Genomic DNA, 14,420 nt, shown 5'->3' on the forward strand with positions numbered 1-14,420 from the left:
GGATCGCCGCGATCGCCTCCGTTTCGGGCTTCCGTGCGGAGGCGGCGACGCACGCGACCGGTTGACCCCGTCAGCGGCGTCAGCTAGCCCGTAGGCCGTACATGTAGGTGGTGAGATATTCGTCGATGACCGGGGTCCGGATTTCCTTGGACTTTGGCATCGTGATCAGCAGCGCGTAGAGCCCCACCAGAAACGACACGCCGTTGAGCATCACGTCGACCTCGGCGGGTATCTCACCCCGTTCGCGCGCGCGTTGCAGTTCTTCGACCACCGCCACGATGACGGGGTGGTTCGTCCACTCTTCAGATGGTGGCCGCGTGGTCGAGAAGTGCAGTGCCAGAAAGTCTTTGAATAAGCGGTTGCCCAGACGACGCTCCAGTGCCTCGAGAACGCGCACCGCCTCGGCAAGCGTGGCCCGCACGTCGTGGGGTTTTGCGAAGAAGCGGTTCAACTCCGCGGCCATCCGCTCTTCTTCCCGCCTCTCCAATTCCACCAGGACGTGCTCCTTGGTCGGGAAATGGAAGAAGAACGTGCCGTGTGCGACGCCGGCCGCCGAGACGATGGCGGCGATATCGGCGGCCGCCATCCCGTCGCGTTTGAACTCCGCCATCGCCGCACCGAGCAGTCGCTCGCGGGTCTGGCGCCCCTTCGTCCCGCGCTCCTGAACCTTGTCGTTGCGCACCGAGGAGAGTCTACGGCAACAAAACCGACTTAAGTCAGGTAGAGTCTTTTCTTCGATGGCCGCAGCCGTTACGGTTCAGCCAGAGCGATTCGGTTGGTGTACCCCAGCATGCGCGGTATATGGCGCCTGCGCAAGTTACCGGCTCGGCCGCTTGGTATCTGACTGAAGTCAACTCAGGAGGCGGCCGGTGCAGATCCTCGCGCAGGTGCAGGACCTGCCGAAGGCCGGAAATATCAAGGCGCAGTGGGTGAGCCTGTGGACCGGGCCCGCCGTGGGCGCCGTGCTGCTGGTGGCGATGCTGGCGTTTCCCGGTTTCTGGCCGCCGATGTCGCCGGCGATGACGGCCGGCCAGGTCGCCTCGTTCTACGCCGAGAACACCGCATGGATCCGGTTCAGCCAGGTGACGTTCAACCTCTGCGGAATCATGGTGCTGCCGTTCTTCATGGTGGTCATGGTCCAGATGAAGCGGATGAAGACCCAGAGCCACGTGTTGGCGTACTGCTATCTGACCGCGGTGGTCAGCGGCGCGACGATCTTCGCGCTTTCCAACATCTTCTTCCTGGTCGCCGCGTTCCGGCCGGACCGCAACCCCGAGATCGTCCAACTGCTCAACGATCTGGCGTTCATCGTGTTCATCGCACCGATCGGCATGGTGGTGGCGCAGTTCGTGCTGCTGGCCGTAGCGGTCTACTTCGACGACGGGCCGGACCCGGTCTTTCCCCGTTGGGTGGGGTACTACTCCGCGGCGACCGCCGTGGCGATGATGCCCGCGGCCGGCGCCGCCGTCTTTCTGACCGGACCGCTGGCCTGGGACGGCTTCCTCTCGTTCTGGGTGCGCAACGGGGCGTTCGCGTTGTTCGTCGTCGTGATGTTCTTCGTGCTGCGCCGGGCGGTCTATCAGCAAGCCCTCGAAGAGGGAGTCGTGGCGGGCGCTGCGCGGTGAGCATCCTGACACCTGACCGATCGGCCGGAACGGCGCACGCCCCCGGCGGTAAACGCGATGTGCGGCTGGTGTGCTGGTTCTTCCCGACGTGGTACGCGGTCTTCGGCGTCATCATCTGCGTGCTGGCGCGGGTGACGCCACCGCCGCGACCCGACGTCACCGCGGCCGACAAGGTGGCGTTCTTCACCACCAACGGCCTGACCATCCAGATCGGGTTCAGCCTGCTGCTGATCCTGCTCGGGGGCGCCGCGATCACCAACGGGCTGGTGGCCTATCAGATGAAGCGGATGTCGGTCGGATCCGTCTTCGCCTACGCCTACATCGGCGGGATGGGCGTCGGCGCGCTGCCGGGCTTCCTTCTGGTGGCGGTGTGCTTTCTGACCGCGGCGTTGCGCGCCGACCGCGACCCCGGGCTGGTCAGCATGCTCTACGACGTCGGCATGCTGTCGTACAACGGTTCGCTGGGGTGCTTTTCGGTCGCGTACCTGGTGCTGGCGATCGCGATCCTCTACGACCGAAACGATATTTTTCCGAAATGGTTTTCCTACGTGAGCATCTGGCAGATCATCACCGAAGTCATCGCCACCCAGATGTTCGTCTTCTACTCGGGGCCGTTCGCGTGGAACGGATCCCTGGCGTTCTGGTGGTCGGTTGTGGTGTTCACGATCTGGCTTGGTGCGCTGATCATGCTGCTGAAGCGGGCGACGCTGCGTGAACCCATCGACGCGCCACCCGTGGACTGACCTCATGACGCAATCGGATTCGCTACCCGCCGCCGTGGGTGCCAGACGCCTCGATCACCTGCCCGGCGATATCCACATGTGGGTGATGGTGCTGGGCGACCTGATCATCTTCGCCGGCTACTTCGTCATCTTCATGGTCTACCGGGCCATGAACCCCGAGGAGTTCCTCGCGGCGCAGCAGCATCTGGATATCAACATCGGCGTGATCAACACGGTGATCCTGTTGACGAGTTCCTGGGTGGTGGCCCGCAGCGTGCTCGCGGCGCGCGACGGCCGCCACCGCGACGCCATTCGGCTCACCTATGCCGGCGGCTTCGGCGGCGTCCTGTTCATCGTCTTCAAGACGTACGAGTGGAGCAGCAAGATCGCCGCCGGCCACACGAACTCGGAGATGTTCTACTCGTTCTACTACGTGCTCACCGGGGTCCACCTGGTGCACGTGCTCATCGGGCTCATCGTCTTGGGCGTCGTGATCCGCGAACTGCGCAACCCCGCCCGCCGCAGGGTCTCGATGGTGGAGTCCGGCGCAATCTACTGGCACATGGTGGATCTGCTGTGGGTCATCATCTTCGGCCTGCTCTACGTGATGAGGTGACCATGACCGACACTGCCGAAGCCTATCCTCACACCACCTCGGCGCGGATGACGTGGTGCTGGATCGTGTTGACCGCCATCACCCTGGCGTCGTGGTGGTTGGCGCCCGCGCACTTCACCAACACGGTGCACGCCAGCACCCCGATCACGGCCCTGGTCCTGATCCTGGCCTGGCTCAAATCCCGGTTGATCATCCGCAACTTCATGGAGGTGCGCACCGCGCCGCGGTGGCTGCGGTTGTCCACCGACGCCTGGCTCGGTGTGTTGTTCACCGCTGTGTTCGTGATCTACCTGGTCTGATCTCGGCACTCCGTAAGCTCTACAAGGTGCCAAGCGTGCTCTCGGTGAACATCGCCCACCGCTACTCGGACGGACCGTCGGGTCAGACCGGTTTCGACAAGCGCCCGACCACCGAACCCGTCGAGGTGCGCGCACCCGGCAGCAAACGCGCCGGGCTCGGCAGCGGCCTGACCGGTGATCTGATCGGCAACCGCAGGTACCACGGCGGTGACGACCAGGCCGTGTACGCCTACGCGCGCGAAGACCTGGACGACTGGGAGCGACAGCTGCAGCGGCCCTTGCGCCCCGGCATGTTCGGCGAGAACTTCACCACCGCCGGGATCGACGTCACCGGCGCGGTGATCGGCGAGCGGTGGACGGTGGGGTCCGGGGGCCTGGTCTTGGAGGTGTCCCGGCCGCGCACCCCGTGCCGCACGTTCACCCAGTTCCTGGGCCTCCGCGGCTGGATGAACACGTTCACCCGCGCCGCGAAACCCGGCGCGTACCTGCGGGTGATCACCCCCGGGCCGGTACGGGCCGGCGATCCGTTGACCGTCACCGACCGTCCAGGGCACGGCATCACCGTCGGCTACGTGTTTCGCGCCATCATGACCGAACCCGAACTGTTGCCCGACATCCTGGTCGCCGACGCCCTGGCCGCCGAGATCCAGCGGCGCGCGCGTCGACGCCTCGCCGGCTGAACCCGTCCTGTACGCTCGTACAGCGTCACGGGAAGGGTCGGGGCATGACGAGATACGACTACATCATCGCGGGGGCCGGCTCCGCCGGATGCGTACTGGCCAACCGGCTGTCGGCCGACCCGAAGGTCAACGTGTTGCTGATCGAGGCCGGCGGCGTGGACCGCCACCCGCTCTACCGCATTCCCAAGGGGTCGGGGATGTTGTTCGAGAACGAAAAACACATGTGGCACTACGAGACCACCTCGTTCGGGCGCACCCCGCACACCGAACAGTGGTTACGCGGCAAGGTGCTCGGCGGGTCGAGTTCGATCAACGGCATGATCTACAACCGCGGCAACCGTGCCGACTACGACGGTCTCGAGCGGCTCGGCAACAAGGGTTGGGGCTGGGACGATATCCTGCCGATTTTCAGGCAGTTCGAGGACAACGCGTTCGGCGCATCACCGACGCGGGGTGTCGGCGGGCCGCTGCACATCTCGGTGCCCCGCGATCCCGACCCGCTGTGCGCCGAGATGCTCGACGCCGCAGCCGCATCCGGTTTGGCGCGGGTGCAGGACATCAACGAATCCGACGACGAGCGCATCGGATACGCCACCGCTACCATCAAGAACGGCCGCCGGGTCAGCGCCGCCACCGCCTTCCTCAAACCTGCGTTGCACCGGACGAACCTCACCGTGCGAACCCGCACCATCGTGCGGCGGTTGTTGTTCGACGGCGGCCGGGCCGTCGGCGTGGAGGTCGACGTCAAGGGCGCTACCGCGCAGATCCGGGCGACCCGCGAGGTGATCGTGTCGCTGGGCAGCCTCAACAGCCCCAAGCTGCTTCAGGTTTCGGGCGTCGGCCCGCGCGATGTGCTGGCCGCGGCGAACGTCGCCGTCTACCTCGAGCGTGACAACGTCGGGCGGCGCCTGCACGAACACCGCTGCGCCACATTGCGTTACCAGCTCAGGGAAGATCTGGGCTACAATCGCCAACTCGCGACCAACCTGGGGCAGGCGCTGACCGGCGCCAAGTATCTCGCGACGCGGAAGGGACCCCTTGCCGCGCCTTCGTTCGATGTGGTCGGGTTCGTAAAAGCCCAGTCAGGCGCGGAGCGTCCGGATGGACAGGTGATGTTGGGGCCGTGGACGATCCCGCCGTACAACACCGGCGAACCGGTCGCGATCCAGCGCCAGGCCGGCGTCTCCTGTCTGGGGATGGTGCTGCGCCCGACAGCGCAGGGATCGATCGAGATCACCTCTGGTGATCCTGACGCGCCGCTGCGGATCAACCCGAACTACCTCGGCACAGAACATGACCGGGAGGCCACCGCCAACCTGCTGCGCCGGATGCGCAGCATCTTTGAACAGTCTCCGATCGCCGAACGCATCAGCCACGAGACCTACCCGGGGCCGGATTTGCGAAGCGACGATGAGTTGGTGGACTCCGTGCTTGACGGTGGCTACTGCGGCTACCACGCCGCCGGTAGCTGCGCGATGGGACCCAGTGACGACGACGTGGTGGATCCCCAACTACGGGTGCGGGGCATCGACGGTCTTCGGGTGGTCGACTGCTCGGTGATGCCGACCATGGTCGCAGGCAACCTCAACGGGCCTATCATGGCAATTGCTTGGCGCGCAGCCGATTTCATCGTGTGCGACCAGTAGGACCGGCTTCCCTCACCCGATGACGGCGGATCACGCAGCGCCGCGTCGACGTCGGCGTATCGGCCCAGCCCGCAGAAATCGTGCCGCTCGTTTGTAGTACAGCGGCTGCCCGCCGCGCAGCCGCCGGTATGCCGGATACGGGTCGATGTCGATCTCGACATTCCACGGGTCGTAGTGCAGGTCGTCCACCGCGCCTCCTAGCAGCGTGCTGTACGCTCGTACAGCGAATGTCGGGTCGAGTGCGAGGAGACGTGCGGTGAGCCGTGTGGCGGTGGTGACAGGTGGAGCCTCCGGGCTCGGGCAGGCGATGTGCACGGGGCTGGGCAACGACGGCCACCGGGTCGCGGTACTCGACATCGACGCCGAAGCCGCGGAGAAGACCGCCGCAGCGCTGCAGGAAAACGGGGCACAGGCGGTCGCCGTCGGCGTGGACGTCTCCGACGAGGGCGCCGTCGAGGCGGCATTCGACACGGTCAGAACGCAACTCGGCGCGGTGGAAATCCTCGTCACCAGCGCCGCGATCGCCGGGTTCACCCGCTTCGACCGGATCACCTTGGCGGAGTGGAACCGCTACCTCGCCGTCAACCTGACCGGAACGTTCCTGTGCCTGCGCGCCGCGCTGGCCGACATGGTGCCGGCCAAGTGGGGACGAATCGTGACGATCTCCTCGGCCGCGGGCCAGCAGGGCGCCCGGCGGCAGGGCCACTATGCGGCGACCAAGGGCGGTGTGATCGCGCTGACCAAGACGGTGGCGTTGGACTATGCGAACAAGGGCATCACCGCGAACACAATCCCGCCGTTCGTGATCGACTCGCCGATGCTGCGACGCCAGCAGGCCGAAGGCAAACTTCCTGCCGCCGAGTACCTCACCCAGGCCATACCGGCCGGACGGTTGGGAGCGGGCGAAGACGTCGCCGCAGTCTGTTCGTTTCTCTGCTCGGACGCCGCAGGCTATGTCACGGGTCAGGTGGTTGGGGTCAACGGAGGGGCGGTCATCTGATGAAGACACCCGTAGCTGTCGTCACGGGGGCCAGCCGCGGTGCCGGGGCGGGGATAGCGCATGCGCTAGGCAGCCACGGTTGCACGGTCTACGTCACGGGACGCACTGAAACATCCGACCCGGCAGCGCTTCCCGGCACCATTTGTGAGACCGCCGAACGGGTGACCGCCGCCGGTGGGCAGGGCATCGCCATGCGCGTCGACCACGGTGATGACGAACAGGTCAAGGCGCTGTTCGAGAAAATTGAACGCGAACAGGGCCGGGTGGACATCCTGGTCAACAACGCCGCGATCATCCGCGACGAGATGATGGCCCGCACGAAGTTCTGGGAAGAACCCGTCAACGTGATGGACACCCTCAACGTCGGGTTACGCAGCAGCTACGTCGCCACGGTGTATGCCGCACCGCTGATGCTGCCGCAGCGCGACGGGCTAGTCGTGCTCACATCGTCGTCAGGCGGTGTGCACTACGCCTTCGGGCCGGCGTACGGTGTGCCGAAGGCGGGCACCGACAAGATGGCCGCCGATATGGCGGTGGACTTCAAAGACGTTGGTATCACGGCGGTCTCGATATGGATGGGATCGCTGCTGACCGACCGGGTGCGGAAAATCATTGCCAGCAACCCGGCCAAGTTTGGCCGCATCCGCGAAACCGCGGAGACCCCCGAGCTGACCGGCCACGTGATCAAGGCTCTTTATGACGACCCCGACCGGATGAACCTCAGCGGGCAAACGCTGATCGGTGCGGAGCTCGCGGTCAAGTATGGCATTAAAGACGAAGACGGCCGCCAACCCCCGTCGTACCGCGAACTTTTCGACGTCCATCCGCACCAGCAGCAAGCGCACATCATGCGTTAGTTTCGCGACGCGGCCGGGCACCCCGCCCGTAGGTGATGTCGGCCCGCTCGGGATCCCACCGGTCGCGGAACATCACGTCGGCCACCGGCCGTCGTCGCACGGGACCGTGGCTGCCTCGCGGCCACCCGACGACCACGTGTCCGGCGAGAAACCACTCGTCGGGGATGCCGACGGCGTCGCGCAGCACCTTCTCGCCGTCATAGGATGCCCAGCTCGTGAAGCACGCGCCCAGGCCCTGCGCCCGTGCGGCGAGGTAGAAGTTCTGCATCGCGGGGTAGATCGAGCCGCCCTGCAGGTACTCGGAGGCGAACTCGTTCTTGAACGCGGTGAACAGCACGGAGGTGTGGTCGCCGGCGCGGTCGTGTAGTTCGTAGGTGGCGCGGTTGTTGCGCGCCGCACGGCTGTTGTCGTCATCCGCTGGTCGGCTCATCCCGTACACCGATTCGATTGTCGCCAGGGCTATTCGGGCGGCTTCGGCGACGGCAGTGCGCTGTGGCGGTGCGTCCAGCACGATGAAGCGCCACAGCTGGGCGTTGGCCCCGTTCGGCGCCCAGGTCGCGGCCTCCAGGCAGCGGTAGAGCGTCTCGTCGTCCACCGGTTCGTCGGTGAACCGGCGGATCGAGCGGGCGGTGGAAAGCACTTCCCAGACGTCGTCGGTCGGATGCGGCATCCCATTGGTGTACTCGACGCCGGTGAAGTTGTCGAGACGCACCCTGGCGATGCTGTACAGTCGTACTGCAACCGACCCGGACAGGAAGTGGTGCTGTGAACGACAGGTTCTCGATGGAGGGAAGGGTCGCTGTCATCACCGGCGGCGGAACCGGTATCGGGCGCGCTTCGGCGCTGGTGCTCGCCGAGCACGGCGCCGACATCGTGCTCGCCGGGCGTCGCGAAGAACCGCTGAAGTCCACTGCGGCAGAGATCGAGGCGCTGGGCAGGCGCGCGCTGGCGGCGCCGACCGACGTCACCGACGCCGAGCAGTGCCGCGCGCTCGTCGATGCGACGGTCGCCGAGTTCGGCCAGCTCGACGTGTTGCTCAACAACGCCGGCGGTGGCGAGACCAAGTCGCTGATGAAGTGGACCGACGACGAGTGGCATGATGTGTTGAACCTCAACCTGTCCAGCGCGTGGTACCTGTCGCGGGCCGCGGTGAAGCCGATGATCGACCAGGGCCGGGGCGCGATCGTCAACATCTCCTCAGGGGCGAGCCTGCTGGCGATGCCGCAGGCGGCGATCTACGGGGCGGCCAAAGCCGGGTTGAACAACCTGACCGGATCGATGGCCGCAGCGTGGACCCGAAAAGGGGTGCGGGTCAACTGCATCGCGTGCGGCGCGATCCGCACCCCGGGCCTGGAGGCCGACGCGCAGCGGCAGGGTTTCGACATCGACATGATCGGGCAGACCAACGCATCCGGGCGCATCGCCGAACCCGAAGAGATCGGCTATGGCGTGCTCTTTTTCGCCTCCGACGCGTCGAGCTACTGCTCCGGACAGACGCTGTACATGCACGGCGGCCCCGGGCCTGCGGGGGTCTGATATGGACGTCAGCCATGTCGGTGTGCGTGTGCGCGACCTTGACAACTCGTTAACCTTTTACAGGGCACTCGGTTTCGCCGAGGTGAAGCGGTTGACGGTGCCCGACGAGATGGCCGCCGGGTTGCTCGGGCTGGCGCCGCCGATCGGCTTCGCGGCCGTGTACCTGCGCAACGGCGGCGTCATTCTGCAGTTGTTGACGTTCTCGGGTTACCCGGCGCCGGAGGAAGCCGAACGTGGCATGGTGGGCGCGGGCCTGACGCACGTGTCGATCGCCGTCGACGACATCGCCGCCGCGCAGGCCGCGGTGCAGGCAGCCGGAGGAACCGTCGTCGCCGACCCCGGCGGCGGATTCGCCTGCATGGTGCGGGATCCCGACGGCCAGCTGCTCGAACTGGTGCACTCCCGGGTGCGCCCGGTGCCGGAGGCCTGAGCCAAGTCAGGCTCGCAGCTCGGCGACCATCGCGGCGTACCGGTCGAGGAACGACATCGTGGTCGACGGATCATCGGCGTTGCGTCGCCCACCGCCCAACACCACCCGGTTGAACCCCATTTCGCGGTAGGCCGCCAGCTTCTCGAGCTTGGGATCGCCCCACGCCATGAGCGTCAGGTCCAGCGTCGCGGGGTCTCGACCTGCCTCTTGTGCGGTGCGGCGGAAGTCGGCCAGCGCGGCGCCCACATCGCGGAATGCGGCGTCACCGGGCAGCCAACCGTCGGCCCAGCCGACGCAGTCGCGGATCGCCTTTGGTCCGGTGGCGGCCGCCAGCAGCGGCGGATGCGGACTCTGCAAGGGTTTGGGATAGGACCACACCGGCTCGAAATCGAAGAAGTCACCGTGGTGCTCGGATTCATCCTCGGTCCACAACGTGTTTAGCGCGGCGACCATATCAGCCAGCACGCGGTAGCGATCCGACCATGCCAGCGGCCGCGACACCGAAAGCTCGGTACGGAAACCCACTCCGACGCCCAGCAGCAGCCGGCCCTGGCTCATCTCGTCCAAGGTGGCGACTTGCTTTGCCGTCGTGAACAACTCACGTTCAAGGGGCAGCGCGACCGCGGTGCCGAGCCGCAGCGTGGTCGTCCCTTGTGCCGCGGCGAGCAGCGACAGGAACGGGTCGCGCATCTGCTTCTGCGCCTCGAGTAGACCGCTGGGGAACTGATCGGCGGCGGCCACCGGGATCTGGGGGTGCTCGCCCACCCAGATCGACTCGAAGCCGCGCGATTCCAGCTCCACGGCGAGGGTCTCCGGCGCGATATCACGGGCGGTGTTGAGCGAGACGAAGCCCAAATCCATTGATCACCTTTCGGCACTATGCGTGTGCTGTACGATCGTACAGGTGTCAGAGCTTTCGTACGACCCCTACGACGTGGCGATCGACGTGGACCCGTATCCCGTGTACAAGCGGCTGCGCGACGAGGCGCCCGTGTACTACAACGAGAAGTTCGACTTCTGGGCGCTGAGCCGGTTCGCCGACGTCGAGGCGGCGCTGCGCGACGCCGAGAACCTCAGTTCAGCCAAGGGCGACATCCTCGAGGTGGTCAAGGCCGAACCGGTGATGCCGTTGGGGGTCTTCATCAACGAGGACCCGCCGCTGCACACCGTTCACCGGTTGCTGGTGTCGCGCGCGTTCACGCCGCGGAAGATGGCGGCGATCGAGGATCAGGTGCGCGCGTTCTGCGCGGCCTGCCTGGATCCGCTGCGCGACGGTGACCGGTTCGACTTCACCACCGACCTCGGCGCCGAGATGCCGATGCGGGTGATCGGCATGCTGATCGGTATCCCGGACTCGTTGCAGCGCAGCGTCCGCAAGGTCGCCGGTGCGCGGTTGCGCAACAAACCCGGCGAGCCCTTGCCGGTCAAGAAGGACAACTACTTCAACGGCGACATGTTTCGCGACTACGTGGCGTGGCGTAGGGACAACCCGAGCGACGATCTGGTGACCGAGTTGCTCAACGTGGAGTTCGACGACGTCGACGGACAGCGGCGCATACTGCGCGAGGAGGAGTTGTTGGTGTTCCTCGGTGTGATCGCCAACGCCGGGACGGAGACGGTGGGCCGGCTTTTCGGCTGGCTGGGCAAGCTTTTCGGTGAGCATCCTTCGCAGCGGCGGGAACTGGTCGAGAACCCGTCGCTGATCGGCGGCGCGGTCGAAGAGGTGCTGCGGTACGAACCGCCGGTGCATTCGATCGCGCGATATGTCGCCAACGACGTCGAGTATCACGGGCAGGTCATTCCGGCCGGCAGCGCGCTGCTGCTCATGTCTGGATCGGCCAACCGTGACGACCGCAAATTCGACAACCCGGACGTCTTCGACATCCACCGCAACGCCAACCATCTGTCGTTCGGCCGGGGCACTCACTTTTGTCTGGGTGCATCACTGGCCCGGCTCGAAGGTCGGGTCGCGCTCGAGGAAATCCTGAAGCGCTGGCCGGACTGGACGGTGGACATCGACAACGCCGTACGTGCCCCCACCGCGACCGTGCGGGGTTGGGAGAGCATGCCCACGATTGTGGGCTGAGGGCCTACCACGAGGCGCCGACAATTCTTGGGTGGGTGCTTGCAGTTATCCCCAACGGCGTATTGATCCACAGATCGATCGGTTAATCTGTCGAGTCCGCAGATCTTTTCGATAACGTTGCGGCATGGGTGGTTTCATTACCGGACAGGCGGCGCGCGAGCGAATCGGCGCGCTACTGGACCAGGTCGATGCCGCCTACGGCGAGCTGCGCGAGCTGTCCTCTGATGTGGTCGGAAACAGCTACCGCGTGCAGATGGCCGAGCGCTTGGAGGGCCAGGAGCGAGTGAACCGGGGGTTGATGTACCGGGTGTTCGGTGACATCGCCAATCCTCCGGACGAGTCCGCGATGGCGCCGGGCTTGATCGACCGGCTGTGGGCGCGGCTGCGCATCCCGCCCGCCGAGATCAAACGACGCATCAAGATGGCGCAGAAGATCTGTCCGCGCCGCCAGCTGAGCGGGCCGCCATTGCCGGCGTTGCTACCCGAGACGGGCGCCGCCGTCGAACAGGGTGCGATCGGTGAGGACCACCTCAAGGAGATCTGCACGGCGATGGACCGGTTACCTTCCAGCATCTCGGTCACCGACCGCAACGATGTAGAGGCCAGCTTGGTCCGCCAGGCCACCAAGAACGACGCCGATATCGTCAAAGCAGCCGGCAAACGCATCGACGACATCTTCAACCCCGACGGCCACTACACCGAAGAGGACCGTAAACGCCGCCGCGAAGTCTCGCTGGGGCCGCAGGGCCGCGATGGGATGTCGCGACTGACGGGCTGGGTCGACCCGGAGACCCGCAGCTACATCGAGGCATGCAGCGCCGCGGTGCGCCCTGGACGGCATCTGCCCGACGGCGCCGTCGAAGAGGTGCCCGATGACCGCAACTCGGCGCAGCGGTGTCATGACGGCATCAAGCTGGGGCTCAAGGAAGGCATCGCCTCAGGCGGGTTCGGATCCCATCGTGGGCACGCGGTGACGGTGATCGCGCGCACCACGCTGGCGGAGCTGAACCAGGCCGCCCACGCGGTGATCGATCCGTTCGTGTCGATGCCCGCCCCGGCGCGTACCGGCGGAAACACCGCGCTGCCGATGCGGGACCTGATCCGCATGGCCGCCGGGGCGATTCACTACCTGGCCGTGTTCGACGACCACAGCGAGCGCCCGATCTACCTGGGCCGGCAGAAGCGCATCGCCACCGCCGATCAGCGGATCATCTGCTACTCGCGCGACGGGGGCTGCACCCGACCCAATTGCCTGGCGCCCGGCTATCACAGCGAGGTCCACCACGCCACGGACTGGTCAGCCGGTGGCACCACCGACGCCGACACCCTGTTCTTCGCGTGCGGACCCGATCATGCGGCCGTCACCGAGGGCCGGTGGCAGACCACGGTCACCGAAGGCGGCCGGCTGGCGTGGACCGACGGCACCGCCGCACCCGAGATCAACCATACGCACCATCCCGACGAACTGCTCCGCGGGGATCCGGATCCGCCCGATCAAGGCTAAGTCGGGCGCACCGGTGTGTTAAGCCGCTGATCGGCAACGGGCACACCGGCAAAAGTCATGGGCCAGGGAGGTTTTCCGTGTTGCACTACCCAGCAGGTACCGGTGTCGTCCAGCGGGGCGGTGGCGGCACTCAGGGCGGCGTCGGCGACGGCGTCGGCTTCCATGACCGGGACGCCGATCCGTTCCACGAGCCGGCGGCGATCGCCGAGGACGCCGGTCTCCGTGATGCCGGGGCAGATGGTCTGCACCGCAATGCCTTCGGTGGCCAGGTTCGGTGCGATCGAGCGCATGAACCCGACGACGGCGTGCTTGCCGAGCGCGTAGACGGCGTCGGGATGCCACGGCACCAGCCCGGCAAGCGAGGCGGTGGCCAGGATCGCGCGATCGGCGGCCGGAAGCGCACGCATGGTGCGCACGGCCGCGCGCGCACCGAATACCACGCCGTCAAGGTTCACGCCGACCGATCGGCGGTACTCGTCCAGGTCGAGCGCGCCGATGTCACCTGACCAGTGAATGGTGATGCCCGCATTGAAGAACGCCAGATCGACGCTGCCAAGCTCGGCGACGCACGCACCGAAAACCGTTTCGACCTGTTCAGAATCGGAGACATCGCACTGTAGCCCTAGCCCGCCGAGTGAGGATGCGACGGTGTCGGCGGCGCGGCCGTCGATGTCGACCACGCACACCCGCATCCCCTCAGCGGCGAACCGCTGCGCGGCCGCACGGCCGATACCCGATCCTCCGCCGGTGATCAGCGCGACACGATCGGTCAGCTTCACCGGTCACCACCGTTCGACAGGTTCACTCTCCAACGTCAACGGCCGAATGTAGGACGCGTCGGACTTATCCCACTTACCCTTGATGAAGCCCTGCACCGCACCGGAATTGAGCATCGAGGAGTCGCCGCTCATCATCCATTCGATCGTGCAGCGCCGCAGCGCTATCTTCCAGGTCCCGTCGCGGCGCTCGAGCCGGTCCAGGTAACGACCGCCCATCAGCGATACCACCTTGCCGCCCTTGGAGCGCATGGCACCCATCACGTAGCTCTCGGCGTGGGCTTCGTCGCCGTTGATCTCACACGTGTGCGTGGTGACGTTGTGCAAATGGTCCTCGAACACCGCACTATGGGCTGCGTTGGCCCACTCGCCGTACTCCGGGCCGGACTTGACCGTCGGCCCGTGCTCGTCGACGCCGTCTTCCCAGTACACGCTGCCCATCAACTCGGCGTCGTGGCGGTCGTGCCCGCGCGCCTGGTTCATCACGCAATCCAGGATCGCCATCCGGTCTTCGACATACTGCAGGCGCTGCCGCAACTGTTCGAGCTCATCGGACATCGTCAGGAGATCCTTCCGCGAGAGATACTTGCCTTATACGACTGTACAGCACCGCCGATTGCGCCGTACAGTCGTACAACATCTC

General features: G+C 66.0%; 17 protein-coding genes and 1 pseudogene. 12 read left to right on the plus strand and 6 right to left on the minus strand.

Annotation, left to right across the window (positions count from 1 at the left end; translation table 11 throughout):
* Positions 1 to 79 precede the first annotated feature (79 nt).
* Positions 80 to 682, minus strand: a complete 603-nt coding sequence (locus ABQE44_RS12395; protein ID WP_448391648.1) for a TetR family transcriptional regulator — start codon at positions 680 to 682, stop codon at positions 80 to 82.
* Positions 683 to 869: 187 nt separating this feature from the next.
* Here ABQE44_RS12395 and ABQE44_RS12400 point away from each other — a divergent pair, with 187 nt between their 5' ends.
* From ABQE44_RS12400 to ABQE44_RS12425, 6 genes are read left to right on the plus strand one after another with little or no spacing between them, the layout of a single operon-like run.
* On the plus strand, positions 870 to 1,625 hold the full coding sequence (locus ABQE44_RS12400; RefSeq protein WP_448430035.1) for a hypothetical protein: 756 nt from the start codon (positions 870 to 872) through the stop codon (positions 1,623 to 1,625).
* Positions 1,622 to 2,368, plus strand: coding sequence for a hypothetical protein (locus ABQE44_RS12405; RefSeq protein ID WP_448430037.1), 747 nt, complete (start codon positions 1,622 to 1,624; stop codon positions 2,366 to 2,368). Before ABQE44_RS12400 ends, ABQE44_RS12405 begins: the two co-directional genes overlap by 4 nt.
* 4 nt (positions 2,369 to 2,372) lie before the next feature.
* On the plus strand, positions 2,373 to 2,963 hold the full coding sequence (locus ABQE44_RS12410; RefSeq protein WP_448430039.1) for a cytochrome c oxidase subunit 3 family protein: 591 nt from the start codon (positions 2,373 to 2,375) through the stop codon (positions 2,961 to 2,963).
* 2 nt (positions 2,964 to 2,965) lie between these two features.
* Positions 2,966 to 3,262, plus strand: a complete 297-nt coding sequence (locus ABQE44_RS12415; protein ID WP_448430041.1) for a cytochrome C oxidase subunit IV family protein — start codon at positions 2,966 to 2,968, stop codon at positions 3,260 to 3,262.
* A gap of 26 nt (positions 3,263 to 3,288) precedes the next feature.
* Positions 3,289 to 3,942 carry an MOSC domain-containing protein gene (locus ABQE44_RS12420; RefSeq protein WP_448391653.1) on the plus strand — a complete coding sequence of 218 codons (654 nt, stop codon included), beginning with the start codon at positions 3,289 to 3,291 and terminating at the stop codon, positions 3,940 to 3,942.
* Positions 3,943 to 3,986: 44 nt separating this feature from the next.
* Complete coding sequence (locus tag ABQE44_RS12425) at positions 3,987 to 5,588, plus strand: GMC family oxidoreductase (protein WP_448430043.1); 1,602 nt, start codon at positions 3,987 to 3,989, stop codon at positions 5,586 to 5,588.
* Positions 5,589 to 5,617: 29 nt separating this feature from the next.
* On the opposite strand, the pseudogene ABQE44_RS12430 reads toward ABQE44_RS12425, so the two are convergent.
* Positions 5,618 to 5,777: pseudogene (locus ABQE44_RS12430) on the minus strand (cytochrome P450); the annotation flags it as partial.
* 76 nt (positions 5,778 to 5,853) lie between these two features.
* Here ABQE44_RS12430 and ABQE44_RS12435 point away from each other — a divergent pair.
* Positions 5,854 to 6,588, plus strand: coding sequence for an SDR family NAD(P)-dependent oxidoreductase (locus ABQE44_RS12435; RefSeq protein ID WP_448392015.1), 735 nt, complete (start codon positions 5,854 to 5,856; stop codon positions 6,586 to 6,588).
* Positions 6,588 to 7,445: an SDR family NAD(P)-dependent oxidoreductase gene (locus ABQE44_RS12440; protein ID WP_448391654.1), complete on the plus strand. Its 858-nt coding sequence runs from the start codon at positions 6,588 to 6,590 to the stop codon at positions 7,443 to 7,445. The genes ABQE44_RS12435 and ABQE44_RS12440 overlap by 1 nt, the downstream gene beginning before the upstream one ends.
* Here the strand turns inward: ABQE44_RS12440 and ABQE44_RS12445 are convergent.
* Positions 7,435 to 8,115: a nitroreductase family protein gene (locus tag ABQE44_RS12445; protein WP_448392016.1), complete on the minus strand. Its 681-nt coding sequence runs from the start codon at positions 8,113 to 8,115 to the stop codon at positions 7,435 to 7,437. The two genes, ABQE44_RS12440 and ABQE44_RS12445, sit on opposite strands and share 11 nt — an antisense overlap.
* A 95-nt stretch (positions 8,116 to 8,210) precedes the next feature.
* Between ABQE44_RS12445 and ABQE44_RS12450 the strand changes: the two genes are divergently transcribed.
* Together ABQE44_RS12450 and ABQE44_RS12455 are read left to right on the plus strand one after the other, a co-directional pair.
* The gene (locus ABQE44_RS12450; RefSeq protein ID WP_448430045.1) at positions 8,211 to 8,981 is read left to right on the plus strand and encodes an SDR family NAD(P)-dependent oxidoreductase; all 771 of its coding nucleotides are present in this window, start codon (positions 8,211 to 8,213) and stop codon (positions 8,979 to 8,981) included.
* A gap of 1 nt (position 8,982) precedes the next feature.
* Positions 8,983 to 9,411: a VOC family protein gene (locus tag ABQE44_RS12455; protein ID WP_448430047.1), complete on the plus strand. Its 429-nt coding sequence runs from the start codon at positions 8,983 to 8,985 to the stop codon at positions 9,409 to 9,411.
* A 6-nt stretch (positions 9,412 to 9,417) separates the two neighbouring features.
* Here ABQE44_RS12455 and ABQE44_RS12460 read toward each other — a convergent pair whose 3' ends face one another.
* Complete coding sequence (locus ABQE44_RS12460) at positions 9,418 to 10,272, minus strand: TIGR03619 family F420-dependent LLM class oxidoreductase (RefSeq protein ID WP_448391657.1); 855 nt, start codon at positions 10,270 to 10,272, stop codon at positions 9,418 to 9,420.
* A 43-nt stretch (positions 10,273 to 10,315) separates the two neighbouring features.
* Here ABQE44_RS12460 and ABQE44_RS12465 point away from each other — a divergent pair, with 43 nt between their 5' ends.
* Together ABQE44_RS12465 and ABQE44_RS12470 are read left to right on the plus strand one after the other, a co-directional pair.
* A complete protein-coding gene (locus ABQE44_RS12465; RefSeq protein WP_448391658.1) occupies positions 10,316 to 11,497 on the plus strand; it encodes a cytochrome P450 in 1,182 nt (393 codons plus the stop codon).
* 124 nt (positions 11,498 to 11,621) lie between these two features.
* Positions 11,622 to 13,001: a 13E12 repeat family protein gene (locus ABQE44_RS12470; protein WP_448430049.1), complete on the plus strand. Its 1,380-nt coding sequence runs from the start codon at positions 11,622 to 11,624 to the stop codon at positions 12,999 to 13,001.
* On the opposite strand, the gene ABQE44_RS12475 is transcribed toward ABQE44_RS12470, so the two are convergent.
* Entirely contained in the window at positions 12,998 to 13,780 is a 783-nt protein-coding gene (locus tag ABQE44_RS12475; RefSeq protein ID WP_448391660.1) for an SDR family oxidoreductase, read from the minus strand. The two genes, ABQE44_RS12470 and ABQE44_RS12475, sit on opposite strands and share 4 nt — an antisense overlap.
* 3 nt (positions 13,781 to 13,783) lie before the next feature.
* Positions 13,784 to 14,341: a nuclear transport factor 2 family protein gene (locus ABQE44_RS12480; protein ID WP_448392017.1), complete on the minus strand. Its 558-nt coding sequence runs from the start codon at positions 14,339 to 14,341 to the stop codon at positions 13,784 to 13,786.
* Positions 14,342 to 14,420: the final 79 nt, after the last annotated feature.

Source organism: Mycolicibacterium sp. XJ2546 (genome assembly GCF_053483195.1).

Coding starts and splice junctions, on each gene's coding strand:
- ABQE44_RS12440 (WP_448391654.1), top strand. CDS start 6,588: ATGAAGACACCCGTAGCTGTCGTCACGGGGGCCAGCCGCGGTGCCGGG.
- ABQE44_RS12425 (WP_448430043.1), top strand. CDS start 3,987: ATGACGAGATACGACTACATCATCGCGGGGGCCGGCTCCGCCGGATGC.
- ABQE44_RS12470 (WP_448430049.1), top strand. CDS start 11,622: ATGGGTGGTTTCATTACCGGACAGGCGGCGCGCGAGCGAATCGGCGCG.
- ABQE44_RS12410 (WP_448430039.1), top strand. CDS start 2,373: ATGACGCAATCGGATTCGCTACCCGCCGCCGTGGGTGCCAGACGCCTC.
- ABQE44_RS12460 (WP_448391657.1), bottom strand. CDS start 10,272: ATGGATTTGGGCTTCGTCTCGCTCAACACCGCCCGTGATATCGCGCCG.
- ABQE44_RS12415 (WP_448430041.1), top strand. CDS start 2,966: ATGACCGACACTGCCGAAGCCTATCCTCACACCACCTCGGCGCGGATG.
- ABQE44_RS12445 (WP_448392016.1), bottom strand. CDS start 8,115: ATGCCGCATCCGACCGACGACGTCTGGGAAGTGCTTTCCACCGCCCGC.
- ABQE44_RS12455 (WP_448430047.1), top strand. CDS start 8,983: ATGGACGTCAGCCATGTCGGTGTGCGTGTGCGCGACCTTGACAACTCG.